This is a genomic window from Runella sp. CRIBMP, from assembly GCF_009905605.1.
Taxonomy (GTDB): Bacteria; Bacteroidota; Bacteroidia; order Cytophagales; family Spirosomataceae; genus Runella.
In genome coordinates this window covers 98239-120392 of record NZ_JAAAKZ010000010.1, presented here as the reverse complement: position 1 = coordinate 120392, position 22154 = coordinate 98239, and the positions used below count along the sequence as shown (strand labels likewise).

Annotated in this window: 14 protein-coding genes and 1 tRNA gene; 11 read left to right on the top strand and 4 right to left on the bottom strand. The window is 45.6% G+C overall.

Annotated elements, in window-relative coordinates; translation table 11 throughout:
• Positions 1-334 precede the first annotated feature (334 nt).
• Both GVN20_RS20770 and GVN20_RS30155 read left to right on the top strand, forming a co-directional pair.
• On the top strand, positions 335-562 hold the full coding sequence (locus GVN20_RS20770) for a DUF433 domain-containing protein (RefSeq protein ID WP_166560194.1): 228 nt from the start codon (positions 335-337) through the stop codon (positions 560-562).
• Positions 563-594: 32 nt separating this feature from the next.
• Positions 595-906, top strand: coding sequence for a DUF5615 family PIN-like protein (locus GVN20_RS30155; RefSeq protein WP_166560258.1), 312 nt, complete (start codon positions 595-597; stop codon positions 904-906).
• Between the two features lie 235 nt (positions 907-1141).
• Here GVN20_RS30155 and GVN20_RS20760 read toward each other — a convergent pair whose 3' ends face one another.
• Positions 1142-3355, bottom strand: coding sequence for a carbohydrate binding family 9 domain-containing protein (locus GVN20_RS20760; protein ID WP_166560193.1), 2214 nt, complete (start codon positions 3353-3355; stop codon positions 1142-1144).
• A 264-nt stretch (positions 3356-3619) separates the two neighbouring features.
• On the opposite strand from GVN20_RS20760, the gene GVN20_RS20755 reads away from it, so the two are divergent.
• The 8 genes from GVN20_RS20755 to GVN20_RS20720 all read left to right on the top strand — a co-directional run bounded on the left by GVN20_RS20755 (position 3620) and on the right by GVN20_RS20720 (position 18463).
• On the top strand, positions 3620-5932 hold the full coding sequence (locus tag GVN20_RS20755) for a HEAT repeat domain-containing protein (RefSeq protein WP_166560192.1): 2313 nt from the start codon (positions 3620-3622) through the stop codon (positions 5930-5932).
• 138 nt (positions 5933-6070) lie between these two features.
• Positions 6071-7570: a sugar ABC transporter ATP-binding protein gene (locus tag GVN20_RS20750; protein WP_166560191.1), complete on the top strand. Its 1500-nt coding sequence runs from the start codon at positions 6071-6073 to the stop codon at positions 7568-7570.
• Between the two features lie 160 nt (positions 7571-7730).
• A complete protein-coding gene (locus GVN20_RS20745; protein WP_166560190.1) occupies positions 7731-8708 on the top strand; it encodes an ABC transporter permease in 978 nt (325 codons plus the stop codon).
• A 120-nt stretch (positions 8709-8828) separates the two neighbouring features.
• Entirely contained in the window at positions 8829-9755 is a 927-nt protein-coding gene (locus GVN20_RS20740; protein WP_166560189.1) for a sugar ABC transporter substrate-binding protein, read from the top strand.
• Between the two features lie 469 nt (positions 9756-10224).
• Complete coding sequence (locus tag GVN20_RS20735; RefSeq protein WP_166560188.1) at positions 10225-13323, top strand: TonB-dependent receptor; 3099 nt, start codon at positions 10225-10227, stop codon at positions 13321-13323.
• A 99-nt stretch (positions 13324-13422) separates the two neighbouring features.
• Positions 13423-14931 (top strand): RagB/SusD family nutrient uptake outer membrane protein, encoded by a 1509-nt coding sequence (locus GVN20_RS20730; protein ID WP_166560187.1) that lies wholly within the window; start codon positions 13423-13425, stop codon positions 14929-14931.
• 179 nt (positions 14932-15110) lie between these two features.
• Entirely contained in the window at positions 15111-17798 is a 2688-nt protein-coding gene (locus GVN20_RS20725) for a c-type cytochrome (RefSeq protein WP_166560186.1), read from the top strand.
• A gap of 299 nt (positions 17799-18097) precedes the next feature.
• Complete coding sequence (locus GVN20_RS20720) at positions 18098-18463, top strand: hypothetical protein (protein ID WP_166560185.1); 366 nt, start codon at positions 18098-18100, stop codon at positions 18461-18463.
• A gap of 66 nt (positions 18464-18529) precedes the next feature.
• Here GVN20_RS20720 and GVN20_RS20715 read toward each other — a convergent pair whose 3' ends face one another.
• The 3 genes from GVN20_RS20715 to GVN20_RS20705 form a co-directional block, all read right to left on the bottom strand.
• Positions 18530-19036, bottom strand: a complete 507-nt coding sequence (locus tag GVN20_RS20715; RefSeq protein WP_166560184.1) for a hypothetical protein — start codon at positions 19034-19036, stop codon at positions 18530-18532.
• 225 nt (positions 19037-19261) lie between these two features.
• Positions 19262-19345 (bottom strand) — tRNA-Leu (locus GVN20_RS20710).
• Between the two features lie 84 nt (positions 19346-19429).
• The gene (locus tag GVN20_RS20705) at positions 19430-20674 is read right to left on the bottom strand and encodes an ABC transporter permease (RefSeq protein ID WP_166560183.1); all 1245 of its coding nucleotides are present in this window, start codon (positions 20672-20674) and stop codon (positions 19430-19432) included.
• A 160-nt stretch (positions 20675-20834) separates the two neighbouring features.
• On the opposite strand from GVN20_RS20705, the gene GVN20_RS20700 reads away from it, so the two are divergent.
• On the top strand, positions 20835-22097 hold the full coding sequence (locus GVN20_RS20700; RefSeq protein WP_166560182.1) for an asparagine synthetase B: 1263 nt from the start codon (positions 20835-20837) through the stop codon (positions 22095-22097).
• Positions 22098-22154 lie beyond the last annotated feature (57 nt).

Sequence of the window (22154 nt, the reverse complement as noted above, 5' to 3'; positions counted from 1 at the left end):
GCGGATACTGCGTTCATGGCGATGCCTCTGTTTTGCATTATTCATACAAATATGTCAATATATGCTGACTTTTGTTCATTGATTAATGAATATTTTAATCCCCCCCCGCAGTCGCTCGCGTCCCGCGATGGGTAGCCCGAACCGTGACGACTATCACAAGGCCTCCAGCATGACAAATCAGGATTAGGTCTTTGAGCCAACGCCGGTTCTCTTGTCTGCCTTTTTGTGAATATACTTTAGGGAAATTGTACGCTTTTGGTGAATTTTAGCATTGTTGTTCTTTTGAAATGGGAAAAACAGCAATTTTGGTCTCCTTCATTAAATCAATAAAACCATGAACCATCACCCATTAATTGAACGTAATCCTGCTGTGTTGTTGGGTAAGCCTGTATTGAAAGGAACTCGAATTTCTGTGGAGCTAATCATTAGAAAACTTTCTGGAGGACATACCATAGAACAATTGTTGGAAGATTATCCTCACTTGCGCTATGAGCAAATTTTAGCGGCACTCGCTTACGCAGCTGATGTGATTGCTAACGAAGACTTCATATTGGCCGCATGATTGTATGTGACGAAAATCTTTCGTAGCGATGGATTAACTCGCTTAAAGAGAGTGGATACGAGACTTTTTCAGTAAGAGAGCATTTCGCAGGTATTACTGACATAGAGGTCACAAAGATAGCTATTGATAAAAATGCGTTAATTGTAACGGAAGATAAAGATTTCGGCGATATCGTGTTTGCTCAAAATATTAAAAACGTTTCCGTTATTCTGCTTCGTTACGATCAACCTGACTATGAAACGATTGCTAACTTACTACTGAGTACATTACAGCAACATTTTAAAACTGAGGAGCATTGTTTTTATACTATTACTAAGCAACAGGTAAGAAGAAGAAGGCTATAAAAGTCCTTTTCCTCCCCCGTTGGTCGAAGCCTCATAAAGGGTGACTTCGACCTTTCCAAAAAGAGAGTGTTTGTAACACGGGGAGCGCTGGGAATCTATTCTATGATTGCTATTCACCAAATTAGCGCTAATCAGGCTAATACATTCGCTCAATTAACGTTAATTTGGAGAATAGAGTTAGAACGATCATTGTCTTTCAAGGGAGTGAAAAACGTAATTACACCAATATTTTAACCTACAACTGCCGCAAATAGCTGATCTTGGCAATGAGATGGTCTTCTTGACTGCGTGTATCGAGGCGCGTGGTGGATTGGAACTCGCGCTTGTTGAATACGATGTAAATAAACGACAGCGGTTGATACTCCCACGACAAACGGATGTTGTAGTTGTTGGCTTTGGTGTCGGTGTTGCGTTGGTAAAAACCGATGAGCTGAAGGCGCGGGTTGGCCGCAAAACGCCCCTCTACCGACAATAAATCTATATTTTTGGTGGTATTGTTCACGCCCACATTTCTAAAATTATTCCGATTAAACCGCCCCGTGATGGAAATATGCGGAATCGGCGCAACCAATACGCTCAGGTTGGTGGTATTGAGCTTGCCGTCGTAATACGTCCCGTATTCGCCATTCCACGTAAAACTCAGTTTTTTAGAGCCATCACTTCCCCAATACACCGTATGACGTGTGTAATTGTAGGCCCCCGCCGCAATTTTCACCCCCAGCGGACTGAAAGGTTCGGTGAGGTACTGGTACGTGGGCGTCATGACATGCCCCATAAACCCACCCGACTGAAGCATGATCCAGAAAGGACTCAAGCCGTATGAGCGCTCAATGAGCCGGCCTGTACTGGCTTGATTGTAAAACTCGACCAACAAACTCGGCTCAAACGAACGAATGATTTTTTTGAAGGGCAGGTGTTTGCCCCGATAAAACCAAAAGATGCCTGGCGTAGTGCCGATGACGTCAGTACGGGAAATAAAACCTACGGCAGGGTTGAACGATTTTGAAGTCAACGATTGCGTCCACCAAATTTTCCATTGGTTGGTGGCGTAGTAGTACTGCGCCGCTCCTGCCACACCCGTTACGTTGCCTTTGGAATCGTGGCTCAGGTTAAACATCCAGTTGAGCGAATGGGCTTCGTTAAATCGCACAAAACCATCCAGATTCCCCACGATATTGGTATTGCCGGTGTCACTTTTGACCGTTACCAAGGCCCCCAGACGGCTTTGTTTTCCCAAGTTTTCGGAATAGCGCCCCACAAAATAGTTTGTCAACGGCGAAGAGTTGGTGCCGCGTTGGCGAATATACATGGCACCGTAATTGGTCTTGGCCGAACGGCTCACAAAACGGGCACCGGCATCAATCGGGATGGGATTTCCGCCTCCGTCCAAGCCAATCTGCCGGCTAAAAAAGGGCTGAATCCGCATCGAACCGCCCGAAAGGTCAGAAGCTGGGCCAACGCCAATCCCGAACAGCGAGGCATTTTCTAAGAAAAACTGCCGGCGCTCGGGGAAAAGCACCGAAAAGCGCGTTACGTTGTTGACCTGCCGGTCGGCGTCGGCTTGTGCAAAGTCGGTATTAAAGGTCAAATCCAACACGGCTCGGGAGTTGATGGCCCATTTCACTTCACCCCCCAATTTCACGGCGGCATCGTGGGGTTTGCGCCCGTCCATGTTGCGGTAGCGGTCGTACGAAGTCAAAAAGAACGGCTGTATGCGTACGTTGGCCGTCGGCGGGGGCGGTTGCAGTCCTTTGATGATGCCCGCGTAGTCCATGCGTAACACATTGAATGAACGGGGAAACGGCGAAAACGCATAATTTTCGTTGGTCATGCGTCGGCTGCGGTTGAGGTTAAAACCCCAACTTTGAAAAGCTGAGTCCGACTTGGCATAGCGGAGAGTTTTCCAAGGAATGGCAAACTCTGCCACCCAACCCGAATCTGAGCGGGCGGTACGTACGCGCCAAAGGCCGTCCCAATCTAAGTCAATGTAGTTGGCATCAAAAGCCAAAAAGTCGCGCTGAACGCCGTGCGGATTGGTCGTAAACACCATGGCATTGCGGCGGTCGTTGAAGCCGTCGATGGTCATGCCCACAAAATCAGAAGTGCGGGTGTTGAAGTCCCGCTTAAAATCAATGACGCGGATGGATTTTTTGCCCAGCGTATCGTAATTAAACACGCCGATGTACAAATAGTGTTGGTTGTACAGCGCCCGCATTTCGGTACGGTGGCGCGGAATTTTTCCCTGATGGGGGTCTATTTCGATAAAATCACTTTTGGGTTTGGCCAGCTGCCATTCTTTATCATTGAGCAATCCGTCTATTTTTAGGTTGTTGGAAACCTGGACGGCCTCAAATTCTTTACGGACAGAATCGGGTTTAAACAGAAGTACATCTTGCGAAAAACAAAGAAACGGTAACAAGCAAAGGGCCAGCGCAAACTTATAGTTCATACGAGGAGTGGAATGTGATATGAATAGGGCCGCAAGTTAGTATTCCTTTCTTAAATCACTCTCCCCCAAAAGATGGGAAAACGTAGTCCTAGTGTGATTTCTTGTGGACTATTGCGGCGTTTTTGGCCCCGAAGACTTTGTGACACGCCACTTTCGTTTACTCAAACGAGTAAAAAAGAGCCTTAAAATGATTTTGTCATTGTTTCCGAATAATGCTACCCAGCACGCCCCGTCACGATTCATATTCCTCAATAAGTCAGCTCAATGAAAAGTAAGAACTTGGTATTTTTTTTGGTAAGCCTAACGGCCTTGATTTATGCCTGTAAAGTGCAGATGACCACCACCTCTTCGTCTGCTCCGTCGGCCGCGCCGGTGGTCATTACCCAGGCCGAGGAACAGGCCAGTCTGAACTTGCCAGTGGAGACGGTCCCTGCCATGGTGCCGCTGAGTCCGGCGCAAAGTCAGCAGGCATTTCGCGTGCCTAAAGGCTACCACATAGAACTCGTGGCCAGTGAACCCATGATTACGGAGCCTGTGGCGCTGGCGTGGGACGGCAATGCCAAAATGTACGTGGCGCAGATGGAAACCTATACCCAAGACGCCGACGGCACAGGCACCAAAGAGAAAATCAGTCGAGTGATGCTGTTGGAAGATACTGATAATGACGGAAAAATGGACAAGAGCTCCGTTTTTATCAAAGACCTGATGCTACCCCGGATGCTGCTTTGCGTCAACCACGAGTTGTTGGTCAATGAAACGGATACCTACGATATATACAGCTACAAAGACACCAACGGCGACGGTGTGGCGGACGTAAAAAAGCCCGTTTATATCGTGGGAAAAGTAGCGCCTGGCAATTTAGAGCATCAGCGTAGTGGATTGGTATGGAACCTCGACAATTATATTTATCAGACCGTAGACCCCGTCCGTTTTCGGTATACCAACGGCGTTTTGAAGGCCGATTCCTTGCCCAGCGGCTCCAACGGCCAATGGGGATTGACGCACGATAACTACGGACGCTTGTTTTTCAGTAGAGGCGGGGGCGAAAATGCGGGTTCGGGCTTCCAAATCAATCCCAAATACGGCGCGTTGGAATTTCCTGATGCATACAGTGAAGAAACCTTCAGCCCCGTGTGGTCGAGCATTTCCAACCCCGACGTGCAGGGCGGGCCTAAGCGGCTGCGTTCCGACAGTACCCTGAACCACTTTACATCGGCCAATGGTCAATCCATTTTTCGGGGCGACCGTCTCCCCGCCGATTTGGTGGGAGATTACTTAATTACCGAGCCAGTTGCCCGCATTATCAGACGCGCCAACGTCGTGAATCGAGAAGGAAAAACCTATCTCGAAAATGTGTACCAAAACAAAGAGTTTATTTCCAGTACTGATTTCTTTTTCCGACCCGTCAATACTTACACTGGCCCCGATGGCTGTGTGTACATCATAGACATGAACCGGGGAATTATTCAGGAATCTAACTGGACGCCCAAAGGAAGTTTTTTGCGCGACCAAATTGAGCGCTATAAGTTGGACAAAGTGAATCAACGGGGCCGCATCTGGCGACTGGTCCATGACGGATATACCCGAGGCCCCCAACCCAAAATGTTGGATGTGCCTGCGAGCAATCTGATTCCGTATTTGGACCATCCGAATGGCTGGTGGCGGGATAATGCCCAGAAACAGATTGTTGTTTTGGGCGATAAATCGGTCATTCCTGTACTGAAACAAATGGCCAAAGGGCAGCAGGGGGCGTTGCCAAAACGCCCTTCGGCGTTGGGCCAGCTTCATGCTTTGTGGACCTTAGAGGGCCTAAACGCCATTGACAAAGAAGTGATTTACACCGCCATGAAAGACCCTGACCCACAAATCAGACGGGCGGCCATCTGGATTGGCGAAATGTATCAAAAACAAAACGACGAGGAGTATATCGCAAAACTAAGCGAGCTTGCTTCCGACGCCGATTATGATGTCAAAACGCAGTTGATTCTGTCGTTGGGAGCGAGCAAAAACGAAAGTGCGAAGCGCATTGTGAAAGGTATTTTGGAACAACACGCCGACAAACAAATGTTGGTCAGCGCCAAAGCGAGCATTGATAAAAACGAAGACATTAAAACCTACGGTAGCCGATTGGGGCGGTTGTCGGTGGGCGACCGGAAATTAGTGATGGAAGGATCCCAAATCTACAAGGCTATGTGCGCGGTATGCCACGGGAATGACGGAAAAGGCTTGTCTTCCAATATCGCCCCACCGCTGCTGGGGGCCAAGCACCTAATTGCTGATAAAGAAACCTCCATCCGAATTTTGCTCCACGGCCTGAAAGGTCCGATTGAGGGGAAAGCGTACCCAACCGAAATGCCCGCAATGAAAGACAACACCGATGAGTGGATTGCGGCGGTACTGAGTTATGCCCGGCATGAGTTTGGGGCCAATCGCCCAAGAGAGTATCGAGGCTTTCCCTATCCAGCGGTCTATCCAGCCGATGTTAAGAAAATGCGAGAGCAACATGCTATATTCAATGAAGCGTGGACGATTGAAGGGTTGGAAAAACTTGCTCCTCCACTGCCCGTCAACCGGTAGATGTGTATTGCGTGACAGTGCCCTCGGCGGTGCGCGCACCGCCAAGCTCCTTTGCTTCAATTTATGCCTTTGAGTGAGTATTTTAAACGCTTTTTATGCTTAGTAGAATAATTTTCTCAATAACGGTATCCATTCCAAATGACCCTACATTCGGATTCTATTCTTCAGGTTCACGGTCTTTCCAAATCGTTTTCGGGTGTCAAAGCGCTTGATGAGGTGCAGTTAAACCTGCGCAGGGGAGAGGTTCATGCGTTGATGGGAGAAAACGGGGCGGGTAAGTCGACCTTCATGAAAATTCTGATTGGCCTGCTTACGCCCGACGATGGTGAGATTTTGTTTGAAGGAAACGTGTTGAAAAACAACGATGTCAACAATATCCTGAAACAAGGAATTTCGATGATTCATCAGGAAATTCTGATTGTCCCTGAGTTGACCGTTGCCCAAAATATTTTTCTGGGACGAGAGTCTACCCAATGGTTTTCGAGCTGGTTAAACGACCGTGACATCAATCAGCAAGCAGAAACCCTGTTGCAGCAAATAGGGCTAGAGGTAAGTCCCAAGACTAAAATGAAATACCTCAGCGTGGCCGAAATGCAGATGGTAGAAATTGCCAAAGCCATTTCGAACAACGCCAAGGTCATCATCATGGATGAGCCCACATCTGCGATTTCGGACAAGGAAGTAGCAACGCTGTTTACCATCATCAAAGACCTGAAAGCCAAAGGCGTATCGGTAATTTACATCTCGCACAAAATGGATGAAATCTACCAAATCGCGGATACGATTACGGTGTTGAGAGATGGGAAATACATCGGCACCAAATCAGCCGCCGAACTTGACCGTAAAAGCCTGATAACGATGATGGTCGGGCGGGAAATCAACACACTTTTTCCCGAGAAATCTTCCTCAAAAGGAGAAGTAGTTTTATCCGTAAAAAATCTTAGTCAGCGCGGTAAATTCGACAATATTAGTTTTGATGTACACGCTGGAGAAGTGGTCGGCATCGCAGGATTGATGGGCGCTGGTCGGACAGAAATAGCGCGGGCTATATTTGGATTGGATACATTCAGCAGCGGCGAAATTGTACTCAAAGGCCATAAAATAAACATTAAATCGCCGCGCGACGCCATCAAGAATGGCATTGGGTACGTGAGCGAAGACCGAAAAGGCGTAGGATTTATACCCGCACTGTCGGTCAAACATAACATTACATTGGCGAGCCTGTCTAATCATACCAAATGGGGGATGATTCAGGACAAAAGCGAAAGCGCAGTAGCCACTCAGATGATAAACGACCTGAAAATCAAAGCGTCGGGTATGGACCAAAAAGTAACTCATTTGAGCGGCGGTAATCAACAAAAAGTGGTCATTGGGAAAGTATTGCTTGCCACTCCCGAAATCGTCATCTTGGATGAGCCCACTCGGGGAATTGATATTGGGGCCAAATTTGAAATTTATAAGTTAATCAACGAGTTGACAATCAAGGGAATAGCCGTTTTGGTGATTTCGTCAGAACTGCCCGAGATACTCGGCATGAGCGACCGCATTGTCGTATTATCAAAAGGAAAACAAACGGCCCTGCTCTCTAAAGAAGAAGCTACGCAAGAAACGATAATGAAATACGCAATGCAGCATTAACCCTTTGGGTAAAACCTTTGTGTTCTTTGCGGTTAAGTTTTGTTAGCCGCTCCAGCGGCCCAGCGCAATGGACGCAAGGATTTATAAAAACCGTGGCGGAGGTTGCTCACAACCGTCGCCCTTACGGACGAAATAGGAACGAGAACCCAAATACTTTAGAATGAATAATTATTTTACGCAATTAGGGAATTCCACCAAACAACGGGCCCGTGGCATGGGGCAATACGGGATTTTTATCGCTTTTGTGGTGATTTGTCTCATCCTGTCGCTCATTACTCCCAAATTCTTGACTGTTTCCAACTGGACCATCATTGTCACGCAGGTGTCTATCAATGCGTTGCTGGCATTTGGGGTTACGTTTGTCATCATCACGGGCGGGATTGACCTTTCGCTGGGTTCAATGGTGGCCGTAACGGGGATTGTGGCATCGTTATTGGCCCATCCCGACGACTACCCCGTCATTGTGCCCGTTCTGGCGGGTTTGTTGGCGGGCGTTTTCATGGGAGCGTTCAACGGAACCATCATCACCAAAAGTAAAGTGCCGCCGTTTATTGTTACGCTCGGCACCATGACCATCGGGCGGGGCTTGGCCCTGATTCTGAGCAAGGGTCGTCCTGTTTCCAATCTTTCCGACTCTTTTAATTTTATTGGTGGAGGAAGTATTTTTGGGGTTCCCTTTCCCATCATCGTGCTTATTGTGGCGTTTGTGGTGTGTTCGGTAGTTTTGAAAAAGACGATTTTGGGACGTTACATTTATGCCGTTGGGGGTAACGAACAGGCCGCAAAAGCATCGGGAATTCGAGTAAATAAAGTCAAAATGGCCGTTTATACGATATGTGGCGGATTGGCGGCTTTAGCGGGCATTTTGCTGACCTCCCGAATCACCACTGGACAGCCAAACGCGGGTGCCAGTTTTGAACTTGACGCCATTGCGGCCGCCATCATCGGTGGCACAAGTACCTCAGGAGGAACAGGAACCATGACGGGGACTCTCATCGGTGCTTTGCTGATTGGCGTGATTAGCAACGGGTTAGACTTGCTCAATGTCACTTCCTATTACCAGCAAGTCGTGATGGGGGCTATCATTATCGGAGCCGTGGTACTAGATGGTTGGAATCAGTCGGCCGCGCAGCGATAATTAAGCTGGCAGTCTCTTCTAACTCCTTGCTTTAGCTTGGGCAGTGAAAATAAAACGCTGTCCAAAAGGGCTTTAGCCCTGACTGTTTTGTAGTAACAAACTGAACTATATTAACTAAAAATGAAAAGAATATACCTTGGATTGATTGCTTTGGCGACGTTGGCAGGATGTAACCAAACAAGTGAAAAAGAGAGCGGCGAAAAGAAAATGGTCATTGGCGTTACGATGCTGAGTATGCAGAATGAGTTCATTGTCAATGTCAGCGATGAAATGGATAAAAAGGCGCAGGAGTTGGGTATTGAACTAATCACCGTCGATGCCGAGCGTTCGGCGTTGAAACAGATTGAGCAAGTCGAGAGCTTCATTGCTCAAAAAGTAGACGCTATAGTGATGAATCCTTGCGAAGTGGAGGCCAGTTCGCCTGCGGTGACCAAAGCCTTGGCGGCCAAGATTCCCATTATCAATGTTAATTCAGAAACCAGCACAAAACCTTCGGCATTTGTGGGTTCTGACGACGTGGAGTCGGGCCGAATTGCCATGAAATTTATCGCCGAAAAACTGAGCGGTAAAGGAAACGTGGTCATGATGCACGGCTACATGGGACAAGCCGCGCAAATCAAACGCGAGCAGGGCGCGCGTGAAATTTTGAAACAATACCCTGACCTAAAACTGATTGCGCATCAAACGGGCGAATGGGACCGCGCTAAGTCAATGTCGCTGATGGAAAACTGGATTCAATCTTATGGCAAAGATATTAATGCCGTATTTGCCCAAAACGATGAAATGGGCATGGGAGCTGTCAATGCCCTGACGGCGGCAGGCATGAAAGATAAAGTGATTGTTGTCAGTATTGATGCGATTCCTGATGCATTGCAAGCGGTAAAAAAGGGCACTTTGGACGCGACCGTTTTTCAAAATGCGCAACAACAGGGTGCCAAAGCCATAGAAACTGCCGTGAAGCTATACAAAGGAGAACCCGTTGAAAAAGAGGTGCTTATTCCTTTTCAGTTGGTTACCAAAGACAACGTAGCAACCTTTATTAAATAAGAAAATTAAGGAAGATTTTTTTTAAGTTATTGCCCTTATTTACTTTAAAAAAACACTTCTTTTAGAAGTTTTCGAAAAACTTTGTATCACAAAAATATCCAATTCACTAGGGGCAGGTATTTCGGTTTTAAGTAAAAAAAACTTAAAATAATTAGTGTAATATATTGATATTCAGCTTAGTGTGGAAGAGTTCGCTTTTCTACATTGAGCTTTTTTATTTTAGGTACGCTCCAATGGGGTTTTAAATCCAATTTGAGTGACGACAACTTCTTCCTCATTCGTTCCCAACTGGCTTCAAAGTAGTATAACACTAGGATAATTTCAGGGTATGTTTTGACTTTGGCAGGATGGCATAGGATAGTTCTTTTAGCGGACTTTTAAATATTTGTACAATAAAGGGGATTTATATTTCTATTTTATGAATCCTTTTTACTATTATCTATCTACTTAACATTTAAATTATTTTCAAATGAAAAGAAAATTTATTCTATCTAAGAGTAAATTCCGGACGCTTTATTCCCTGCTGGCGCTGGTTTTACTTTTTACATCTTCCTCGTTTGCGCAACAATCAATTACGGGTAAAGTAACTTCTGCCGACGGAGAAACGTTGGTTGGGGTGAACGTAAGCGTTAAAGGAACCACGAGAGGTACCACAACCGACGCAAACGGTACGTACAAAATTGAGGCGGCGAGCAGTGCAACGTTGGTATTCAGTTACATTGGCTATCTGACCAAAGAGGTTGTTGTGGGAAACCAACAGACCATTAATGTAAGTTTAGCCGTTAATGACAAAACCCTCAGTGAGATTGTTGTAGTGGGTTATGGTAGCCAGGTAAAGAAGGAAGTGACTGGTGCCGTGCAGACGATTACAGCTAAAGAAATAAAAGACTTGCCAGTTTCTCAAATTGCCCAGAAGCTTCAGGGGCAAGTGGCTGGGGTACAAATTAACCAAACGACAGGCCGGCCAGGACAAGGGATGAACGTCCGTATCAGAGGTCAACTTTCGGTATCGGGCGGTAGTGAGCCACTCTACGTCGTGGATGGTTTTCCAATCACGGGTAACATCGGTGCGCTGAACCCTGATGAAATTGAAGATATTTCTATATTGAAAGATGCTGCTTCTACTTCGCTGTATGGTTCGCGGGCAGCCAACGGGGTAGTGCTAATTACCACCAAAAGAGGCAAGTCAGGTCAAACTAACGTGAGTTTTAACGTATTCACGGGTACACAAGTAGTGCCAAAGAAAGGACGTTTTGAAATGATGGATGCGGTTGAGTTTGCCCAGTTTAAAAAAGAATACTACGAAGATGCCAAACAGCCCGTTCCTGCCGAATTCCAAAACCCTTCTATTTATGAGGGCAAAAACAACGACTGGTACGATGCCGTGCTTCGTCGTGCTCCCCTGCAAAGCTACAACTTGACCGTGACTTCAAACAAAGACCGGGTAAGCACTTCATTGGTAGCAGGGGTATTCAACCAAGAGGGGATTGTAATCAATACTAAATACCAACGCTATTCACTTCGTTTGAACAGTGAATACAAAGTTTCGGACAAAGTAACGATTGGGTTGAACATCGCTCCCCAGTATGTGTTTGACAATACGCCACGTACAGACGGTGACCGTGGTACAGGTATTTTGTTTAACGCCATCCACACATGGCCAGTGATGCCTATTCGCGACGATAAAGGAGAACTCACGTTATTCAACCGTTTTCCTTCTAGTACGGGTAATATCTTTGCCTATCCTAACTGGGTGCGGGCGGCAAATGAGTTGGTCAACGAAACCAAGCAAACCAATATTCTCTCAAACGCCTACATTTCATACAGCCCAATTAAGGGTTTAACTTTAAAATCAACGTTCAACGTCGAGTTGTTGAATCAGAAGTTCTTCTTCTTTAACCCTTCTACGGCTACCAGTGCCATCAATACTGCGGTACCTGTTACGGCGGTTTCGATACGAGAAGCCACCGACAATTTGGGCTGGTTGAACGAGAACTTGGCTACGTATGTCAAATCATTCAACAACCACAACTTTGAGCTATTGGCAGGTTATACCAACCAAAGTTTCCGGAGTGAATCAAGCCGTATTCAGGCAGATACTTATTCAGACGACCGCCTTCCAACGATACAGGGTGCCATTAACATCGCCCGTGGTGGAACTAGTAGCAACGTGCAAGAATGGACATTGACTTCATTGCTTTCGCGTTTGGCGTACAACTACAAAGGCAAATACCTCCTCACAGCCTCTATCCGTCGCGACGGTTCTTCTCGCTTTGGTTCTAACAACCGTTGGGGTACTTTCCCTTCATTATCAGCTGGTTGGGTAGTGTCAGATGAAGATTTTATGAAGAATTTTAGCAAAGTCTCTTTTGCAAAATTGAGAGCGAGTTTAGGGGTGACTGGTAACAACAACATCGGTAACTACACACAGTACGCGTTGATTAACAATACGGTGAATGCCGTTTTTGGAAATAACGTAGCTCCTGGTGCCGCTGTAACATCCCTTGCCAACCCCAATCTTGGCTGGGAAACAACCCGTCAGTTGGATATTGGTTTTGACCTTGGTTTCCTCAATGACCGTTTCCAATTTACTTACGACTATTACACTAAAAATACCACCAACTTGTTGTTTGCTGTCCAAATCCCCCAAGAATCAGGCTTTACCAACTTCAACGACAACATTGGTGAGATTAAATTCTGGGGACACGAGTTCTCGCTTAACACTCGCATCGTTGACCGTGGTAAGTTGAAGTGGAGTGTGAACTCAAACATCTCGTTCAACCGTAACAAAGTGTTAGCCCTTGCCGATGGTATTGACCGTGTGTATGGTTTACACCATATTACAAAGGTAGGTGAGCCGTTTGGACAATTCTATGGCCACCTTGCCAATGGGGTATATATGAATGCTGAAGACCTCAAAAACTCTCCTGTTGTGCCTGGGCGTTCATTTGTTGGTACAATTAAACTCGTGGATGTCAACGGCGATGGTGTAATTACTAACGGTGGAGATAGAGATGACCGTACGATCTTGGGTAATCCATTCCCTAAATTTACTTACGGAATAACCACAAACTTAACATACGGTAACTTTGACTTTAGCGTAATAGGCTCGGGCTCGCAGGGCAACCAATTGTGGGTACGTCACTTGTACAGTACTGCCAACCTTGATGGGGTGTTTAACCTGCACAGAGAAGTAAAATATCGCTTCCGCTCTGAAGCCAATCCTGGCAAAGGGTTCTACGGAACAACCGTGGGTGGTGGTACTGCAACAGGTATAGAGCGTGACTGGCAAAACAGTCGCTTTGTAGCGGATGCTTCGTTCTTTACCATCAAGAATATTACGGTAGGTTATACCATCAATAAGCGCAATAAGCTTTTCCGCTCGGCACGTGTGTATGCTTCTATTCAGCAGGCGTTGGTGTTTACTAAATACTGGGGTGGCTCAAACCCCGAGACTAGCGCGCAGCAAAACGGACAAGGTGATGGTGGAAACCTGAGCCCAGGGGTTGATTTGTTCAACTATCCAGTACCACGTACGTCGACGATTGGGGTAAACTTTAATTTCTAGCAAAGTAGATTTAGTTGATTTGGAGGGTGTAAATCCGTTTACACTGTGGTTGCACTCCTCCAAATCGCATAAAATCAACTTAAAAACACTGAATAAAACATGAAAAAATCAATCATATTTTCTATTGCGTTAAGTCTAGGGGCATTTAGTTGTAGTGACGACTTTCTGACCGTTACGCCAGAAACGGCGTTGAGTTCAGTTACTTTCTTTAAGACAGAATCTGACTTCATACAGGCCGTCAATAGTGCTTACGTGCCTCTACGCACGCTTCACAACATCAACTCGCATTTGCTTACCGAGCAACATTCGGATAATGCGCGCTACGTACGTAACGTTTTGTTTGGTGCAACTGAAAACCAATCTAACTTGGCGGATTTTAACGTTCCTACGGCCAATGGAATCACTACAAACGGTAACGTTTTGACGGCGTATCGTCAAAATTACTTGATGATAGCCCGTGCTAACCAAGTATTGGCGTTGATTGATGCTGCTACAATCCCAGATGCGACCAAAAAGAATGTAAAAGGACAGGCATTGTTTCTGAGAGCGTTGGGCTATCTGGATTTGGTACGTTATTTCAATAAAGCGCCGTTGCAATTAACGCCCGTAGGTAACCGTTCGGAAGCCGCCGCCGCTCTCGGTACAGCCGACCAGTTGTACGCTCAAATCATTAAGGATGCCACCGATGCCGTGGGTTTATTGCCCGCAAAATCAGTTCAGGAAGCAGGCCGTGCCACATCGGGAGCCGCTCGTGCGTTGTTGGCCAACGTCTACATGATTCAGAAAAAATGGGCTGATGCCGAAACCCAGCTTCGGGCCATTGTATCAAGCGGTGAGTATAGCTTGATGCCCAACTATGCCGATGCGTTTTCTAACAGTACCAGCAACAAAAACACCAGAGAATCGGTCTTTGAAGTGCAGTATTTGGAAGGCTCGGCAGGGCTCAACGGAAACTTTTTGTACAGTATGCTTCCTTTTCCTATCGCGGCCAATGAGTTGGTAACGATTACAGGAACCTCTAATCCCCAGCCTTTATCTGGCGAAGGCAACAATATCCCTACGCCCGATTTGATAGAGGCCTATGAAACAGGTGATAAGCGTAAAGATGCCACGATTGGCTACATCACATTGGGAGGGGCACTGCATGCCAACAAAACTTTTCCTTACATCAAAAAGTACGCAAGACCACACGCATTGCACAATAACCACGGCATGAACTGGCCCATTTATCGCTATTCTGAAGTGCTGTTGTTCTTGGCAGAAGCATTGATTGAGCAAAACAAATTGGCGGATGCAGCTCCATTCCTCAATCAAGTTCGTACGCGTGCGGGATTGGCCAATACGACTGCCACTACCCAAGCTGCCCTGCGCGATGCCGTATATCAGGAGCGCCGAGTTGAGTTGGCTTTCGAATCAAAGCGTCTGCATGATTTAGTCCGTACGGGCCGCCTTGAAACCGTGATCAAAGCCTACGGCGACCGGGTCAAAGCTGATAAATTTAGATATTATTTCCCATCTGAAGGCTTTGTGCCAAGCGACGCTTTCACTAACATCACCCCTTACTACGGTCTTCCTGCTGCCGAGGCAGACTTAAGTCCTAATTTCTAACGTATACCCCAAAACGAGCCGGTTTCTTCAATAGAGACTGGCTCATTTTTGATTTTTACCGTGATGAAATTAGAAAAGGATGGCCCATTTTGTGAACGATAGGGTAAAACATACTGACCGATTAGCTTTTGTTACAATAGAAAAATTCATACTAATTACATTTAAAAGCATACACTTTTATGTATCCTAAACACCAGTCTATCCCTAAATTGTTGGCAGTGGGAGCCTTATTCGTACTGGGAGCTTCCTTTACGATTTTAAATAAAACCGAGCCCGCCGTCAATGGCCGGGACAACCCCAAAACGGAGAAATTAAAACTTCAACCTGGCTTTAAAGCCGAACACCTTTACAGTCCTTCCGACAATAAACAGGGCTCGTGGGTTGCGATGACTTTCGACAACAAAGGTCGAATGATTACATCAGACCAATACGGAACATTATACCGGTTAGAACTTCCGCCTATTGGAACGGAGGGAAAACCAAAAGTGGAAGCCTTAAAAATTGAAAAAGGAGCTGCTACTGATACGGTAGGTATGGGATATGCCAATGGCTTGCTGTATGCTTTCAATAGCTTGTATGTAATGATTAACAACAGCAAGAACAATAAAATTTTTACGCGCAAAAGTGGTCTCTATCGCTTACAAGATACCGACAATGATGACCAATACGATAAAGTTACACTGTTGAAAGAACTTGCGGGCGATGGCGAACACGGTCCTCACAGTATTCTTTTATCCCCCGACAAACAGTCTCTTTATGTGATTTCAGGAAACCATACGGATGTGCCTAAAATGGATGCGCACCGTTTGCCTACGACCTGGCAAGAAGATAACTTATTCCCACTTATCAAAGACCCTCGCGGCCACGCCAACGACCGCATGGCTCCAGGGGGGTGGATTGCCAACGTGGACCCAGAAGGTAAACGTTGGGAGCTGATCAGTGCGGGTTATCGCAACGCTTTTGATATGGCCTTCAACGAAGTGGGTGATTTATTTGTGTATGATGCCGATATGGAATGGGACTTCGGCCTTCCTTGGTATCGCCCTACACGCATTTGCCACGCAACAAGTGCAAGTGAATTTGGCTGGAGAACAGGGAATAGCAAGTGGTCACCTACTTGGCCTGACAACCTCCCACCTATCATGAACATAGGCCAAGGCTCGCCCACTAACCTTATCTATTTGAGGGATGCCAAATTTCCCGCTAAATACAAAAAAACGTTATTAGCATTTGACTGGAGTTTTGGTATCATGCATGCGATTCACCTCAAGCCTTCAGGCTCAACCTACACATCAGAGCATGAAGAATTCCTGTCGGGTATTCCATTGCCATTGACCGATGGTGTGGTTGGCCCAGATGGTGCATTGTACTTCATGACAGGCGGTCGTCGCCTTGAGTCTGACGTGTATCGTGTCTATTATGCGGGCTCAGAAAGTACCGCTCCCACCGCTCCCATTACGCTAACCAAGGAAAATGAACTCCGTCGTAGCTTAGAGAAATTCCATGGTGATCCAAACCCTCAGGCTGTTGCTACCGCTTGGCCTTATCTGAAACACCCTGACCGTTTCATTCGTTATGCGGCTCGTTTGGCGGTAGAACATCAGCCAGTAGCTGAATGGAAAGACAAGGCTTTGAATGAAAAAGACCCCATCACTTCTATTAATGCTATAATCGCGTTAGCACGTCAGACGAAGCCAGAACTTAAAGGGGTAATGCTCAATTCGTTGTTGAATATCAACTTTAAATCTCTTACTGAGCCTCAACAAATCGACTTACTTCGGGCTTATGAGTTGGTATTCTTGCGTACAGGCGCGCCAGATGCCGCTACGAATTCAAAAATTGTAGCCGCGTTGAATCCATCTTTCCCCGCCAATGTGAATAGTTCGGATTTAAATCGTGCATTAAGCAAAATCCTAATTTACTTAGAGGCTCCTGGTATAATCCCTAAAACGTTGGCTTTATTGGAAGCAAAAGAGCAACCCACCAACCTTACTGCTGGCGGAAATACCGCAACTGCTTCTGCGGAGTTGATCATGCGTAACCCGCAGTATGGTTTGGACATTGCTGATATGTTGAAAAGCATGCCACCTGCTCAACAAACTTACTATGCCAACATGTTGAGCTTGGCAAGCAAAAACTGGACGCCCGAGTTGCATGAGCGTTATTTCAAATGGTTCTACAATGCCTTTAGTTACAAAGGAGGCCGTAGCTACGTTGGTTTCATTGACCGGGCCCGCAAGTTAGCTTTGAAGCACGTTCCTGAAAATAAGGTTGCTTATTACGACAAACTTTCGGGGGGTGAGTTGCTGAGCAAAAATGGCAATGACTTGGTCAAACTGACTTATCCCAAAGGTCCAGGCAGAAACTGGAAACTGGAGAATGCACTTCCGTTGGTGGAAGCGGGATTGTCGGGCCGGAACTTTGAACAAGGCAAAAACATGTACAACGCCATCACCTGCAACCGTTGCCACAGTATGCGTGGAGAAGGCGGAAGTATCGGTCCTGATTTGACGCAGTTAGCCACTCGTTTTTCCGCAAAAGATATGTTGGAGGCCATTATAGAGCCTAACAAAACCATTTCTGACCAATATGCTGCAACGCACTTTACGCTCAAAAACGGACAAACGGTCGTTGGGCGATTGACCAACGAAGACGCCAATAACTACTATGTTTCTCAGAACCCATACGAGCCTGAGACTGTCATGAAGTTGGCGAAAAAGAACGTGGCATCGCACAAGTATTCACCAGTTTCTATCATGTATGGTAACTTAATCAATAGCCTTAGCGAAGAAGAATTGAAGGATTTGATGGCTTATTTGATGGCCGGAGGAAACGAAAAGAGCCCGATGTTTTCGGCAAAACAATAAGGCAGAACTAGGCGAAAAATAAATAAAAACAGTTTGATAAGAAAAGATGGCACATTGATGTGCCATCTTTTTTTTGTAGCAACCTTTGCTTGTAAGTATCCCAAAGACTATGGGAGGTACTTTGAAGATTCGGTCACACTTGTAAAAATGTACGATGCTGGTAGAAGGATTAAACAGGTAGTGCCGCAATCAGTCAGAAATGCACTACAAACGGATTACGGCTATAAACCAGACGCTCACTATGTCAGGATTGAAAACCATTACAAAAAGCCCAAATTCGTTTTAAACAAACCCCTCTTTTGGTTGCTGATTTATTGAGTCCTGATTTTGGCGAACGATGTAAATTTGATTTATTCACCACATACGAAAGTATTATGCAAAGTGTCTACCAAATACCAACGGATAAAAAAGACCTTTCAGCTTCTAATCTCTATTTGCTTGCTCTCAAACAGGCCGAAGGACGTTTTGGCTTCAATGCTGAAGACTTGATTTTGTTATTGCTCAAAACAATTCCTGAAGATGTATTGACAAAAGAAGACAGGAAGAAACGTCGGGCAAAGATTCGTGAAGATTTCGCAAAGTTGCCCTCTACTGCTTCGGGAAAAAGTGCCTTTGATGTATCAGAACTACTTCGTAAGAATTTAGAGCTTCAGGGCACAATGTAAAACGCTTTCAAAAAGAGGCTACTCCCCTTAATATTCAAGATGTTGAAGAATTAGTTAAAGCAATTGTTAACGTCGGCCTGTCAAGGATTTTAGGTACATGCCCAAAGTTTCGTTGTTTATTCCGATAAGCCAACGGAGATATTTTTGAGTTGAGTGTCGGTTGACAATCCATTGTTTATAGGGACTTAATTTAATCCATTTGCTCGTGGAATTGCCTAAAATAATAATTGGTTCTGCATTTATAGTACTGATGTTTTTAGGAACGTCGTACGGTTCAAAAGGAAGTGTTCCGTCAATCTCTGCATTTATTTCTCCGATTCTTTTTGCATACCTGTCCGTACCAACCGTATTTATTATGTACTCCCAACCTTCTATTTCGGCTACTACCTCAAATTCACCTTTAAAATCCAAGCTTTCTCTAAAACACATAATACCGCCCTCGGTATGAAACGGCCCCTTTACGAATCCACCCCTATCAGCGTTAACTACTCTGTTATTCCGTTGCAAATCTTTTACTGTTTCACCTGTAATAAACTGTTTACCGTCATGCTCATAATAAGATATATCACTCATATTCAAAGGTGTTTTAGGTTTTTGTTTTATTATCGCCGTTACCGTCGTTTTGAGAGGGAAACAAAAAAACTTCTTGACTCAGGCACAATCAAATCCGTTATTAAAGGTGGCATGGTTTAATTCGACACTTTGAGATAATTAAGAATTGTTTCAGTATAGTTTCAATGAACAATCAAAAAAGGCTTGCAAGTATCTGTTAGACAGTAACTTACAAGCCTTTAAGAGTACCCAGGGCCGGAGTCGAACCGGCACGGGTGTGACCCCATTGGTGTTTGAGACCAACGCGTCTACCGATTCCGCCACCTGGGCATCTGATTGGAAACGGGACTGCAAAAGTAGCGTCTACAGATTAATATGCAAATTTTCGAATGATTTTTTTTGATAAAAATATCGTTACTCATAACGTAATGCTTCTATAGGGTCTAAGCGTGAGGCTTTTATGGCTGGATAAATTCCTGAAATAATTCCTACAATGATGCAGACCAATATGCCCATAAACATCCAAAACCACGGGACAATAAAACTCGCATTGGCACTGATTAGTTTTGCAATCAGGTTTCCGATGCCGATTCCGAGGATTAAGCCGCCGATTCCGCCCAAAATACATACCACAATGGCTTCAATCAAAAATTGAATCCTGATGAGGCGCGGTGTGGCTCCCAATGATTTTCGAATCCCTATTTCGCGCGTACGCTCCGTAACCGATACCAGCATGATGTTCATTAAAGCAATGGCGGCACCCAATAACGTGATGATGCCGATGCCAAACCCTCCCATGCGTAAATAGCCCGAAATATCAGCGAAATTCTTGGCGATGGCATCAGCGCTTTCAATTTCAAACGAATCAGCTTTACCAATACGGTCTTTTCGGATGCGGCGCATAATACCGCGCGCTTCTTCAATAATGAGCTCTTGTGCTTCGCCGCTGTTGACGGAGGTAGTGATGTCGAAGGTGAGCTGCTGATTGGCGGCCAGTGCCCTTCCGTTTTCTAGCGGTATTAAAAGGATGCGGTCGTCGCCGCCGCCAGTGAGCGAGCCTTTTTTGTCAAGAACGCCCACCACCCTGTACTGATTGCCCCGAACTACCACCTCCTGATTGATGGGGTCAATTTTGCCTTCAAACAATTTTTGCGCAATTTCTGAGCCGAGAATGACCACGTTGAGCCCATTGTCTAAGTCGGTTTGCGAGAGGTTACGACCACCGATCAACTTATAGCCTTTGATGGTCAAATAATTTTCATCAATGCCTACGATGCGGGTATTAGGATTGGTTTTTTGGGAGCGGAACTTTACCTGCGCTGCTCCGCCTACGTTTGAAGAAATGGAAACGGTGGCGTTGTATGTATCCCTAATTTCTTTTTTGTACTGAAGCGCTTGCCGGTAGTTGATTGCGGGAAAATCTTTTTCGCTACGCCCAGCAGAACGTCGGCGGAAGGGTCGAGGTCCCATGATGTCAAAGGTATTGGCACCCAAATCTGCGAAACTGTTGTTAACTGAGCTTTGCATGCCATCAATAGCGGTCAAAATGCCCACCAAAGAGGTGATTCCAATGGCGATGATAAGGGCAGTCAGCACGGTTCGAAGGATGTTGGATTGAATCGAACGGAGGCCTTCGCGGATGTTTTCCAGGAGGTTCATTTTTTATAAGTCAAAAGTAGCAACGAGCACTAAAAAGCCAGCGGCAAAAAATATTTTCATGTAGGCTTCCGAATTAAGGCTGCTCTCCACTTTTCTGCACGTTTTTTGTAGTATATTCGTTTATACAAAAGTCAACATCAAAAAGTAAATCCACAAACCGATGAAACGGTGCATCCTACCACTTATCATTTTTTTTGGCTTAGTTCAGGGAGCATGGGCTTCTAAAGTCTTTATTCCGATGGATGAAGCCCAAAAAAATCACTTGAAAGCTTACGGATTGGCTTATTGGGTACTCCGTTCGTACGATACAGAAATCGATTGGTTGCTCAATTACCGGGGCGGGAGTTTTATGCTGGATTGGAATCAGCGCGTAGTCAATGAGTTGGTCATCAGGGGAATAAGTTACGATGTTATCTCTGATGCACAAAGTGCGGCCATTTTGAACGAAGTGGCACAGCCCGATGCAAATATGGACAACGTAAAACTCCATAAAGCACCCAAAGTGGCGGTTTATTCGCCCAAAACAAAACAACCTTGGGATGATGCCGTAACGCTCGTGATGACCTACGCCGAAATCCCCTACGAAATTGTGTACGATGACGATGTAATGCAGGGTAAACTGGCCGAATATGATTGGCTTCACCTTCATCACGAAGATTTTACGGGCCAATACGGAAAGTTTTTTCATTTCAGGGATTATCCTTGGTACCGTGCCCAAAAACGCGAAGCTGAAGATATTGCTGCCAAATGGGGCTTCTCAAAAGTGTCTAAACTCAAATTGGCGGTGGCCAAAAAAGTGCAGGAGTATGTAGCAGGAGGAGGGTATATGTTTGCCATGTGCAATGCCACTGATACCTATGATGTGGCCTTGGCGTCCCAAAATACTGACATCGCCGACGTACTTTACGACGGAGATGGGACTGACCCTGGAGCGCAGAAAAAACTGGATTTTACGCAAACATTTGCCTTCCAGAACTTTCAAGTGGTGACTAATCCGTACGAAATTGAATTTTCGACCGTCGACAGTCAACCCAATGACCGGGGCTTGACCGAGGCCAATGATTATTTTACGTTGTTTCAATTTTCGGCAAAGTGGGACCCCGTACCTACCATGCTAACCCAAAACCACCAGCAAATTATTAAAGGGTTTATGGGACAAACAACGGCGTTTAAAAAGCAATTTATTAAGCCCGAAGTCATTATTTTGGCGGAAAATCGCGCGGCAAGTGAGGCCAGATACATTCACAGTACGTTTGGCAAAGGTTTTTTCACCTTTTACGGTGGTCATGACCCCGAAGATTATCGTCACGAAATCAATGAGGAGCCGACAGACTTAAACCTTCACCCCAATTCGGCGGGCTATCGGTTGATTCTGAATAATATTCTGTTCCCAGCGGCCAAGAAGAAAAAGCTGAAAACTTAGTTTGCAGTAATTAGTTTACGGTAGGCAGTTTACAGTTATCAAAATTAAATTTTGCTG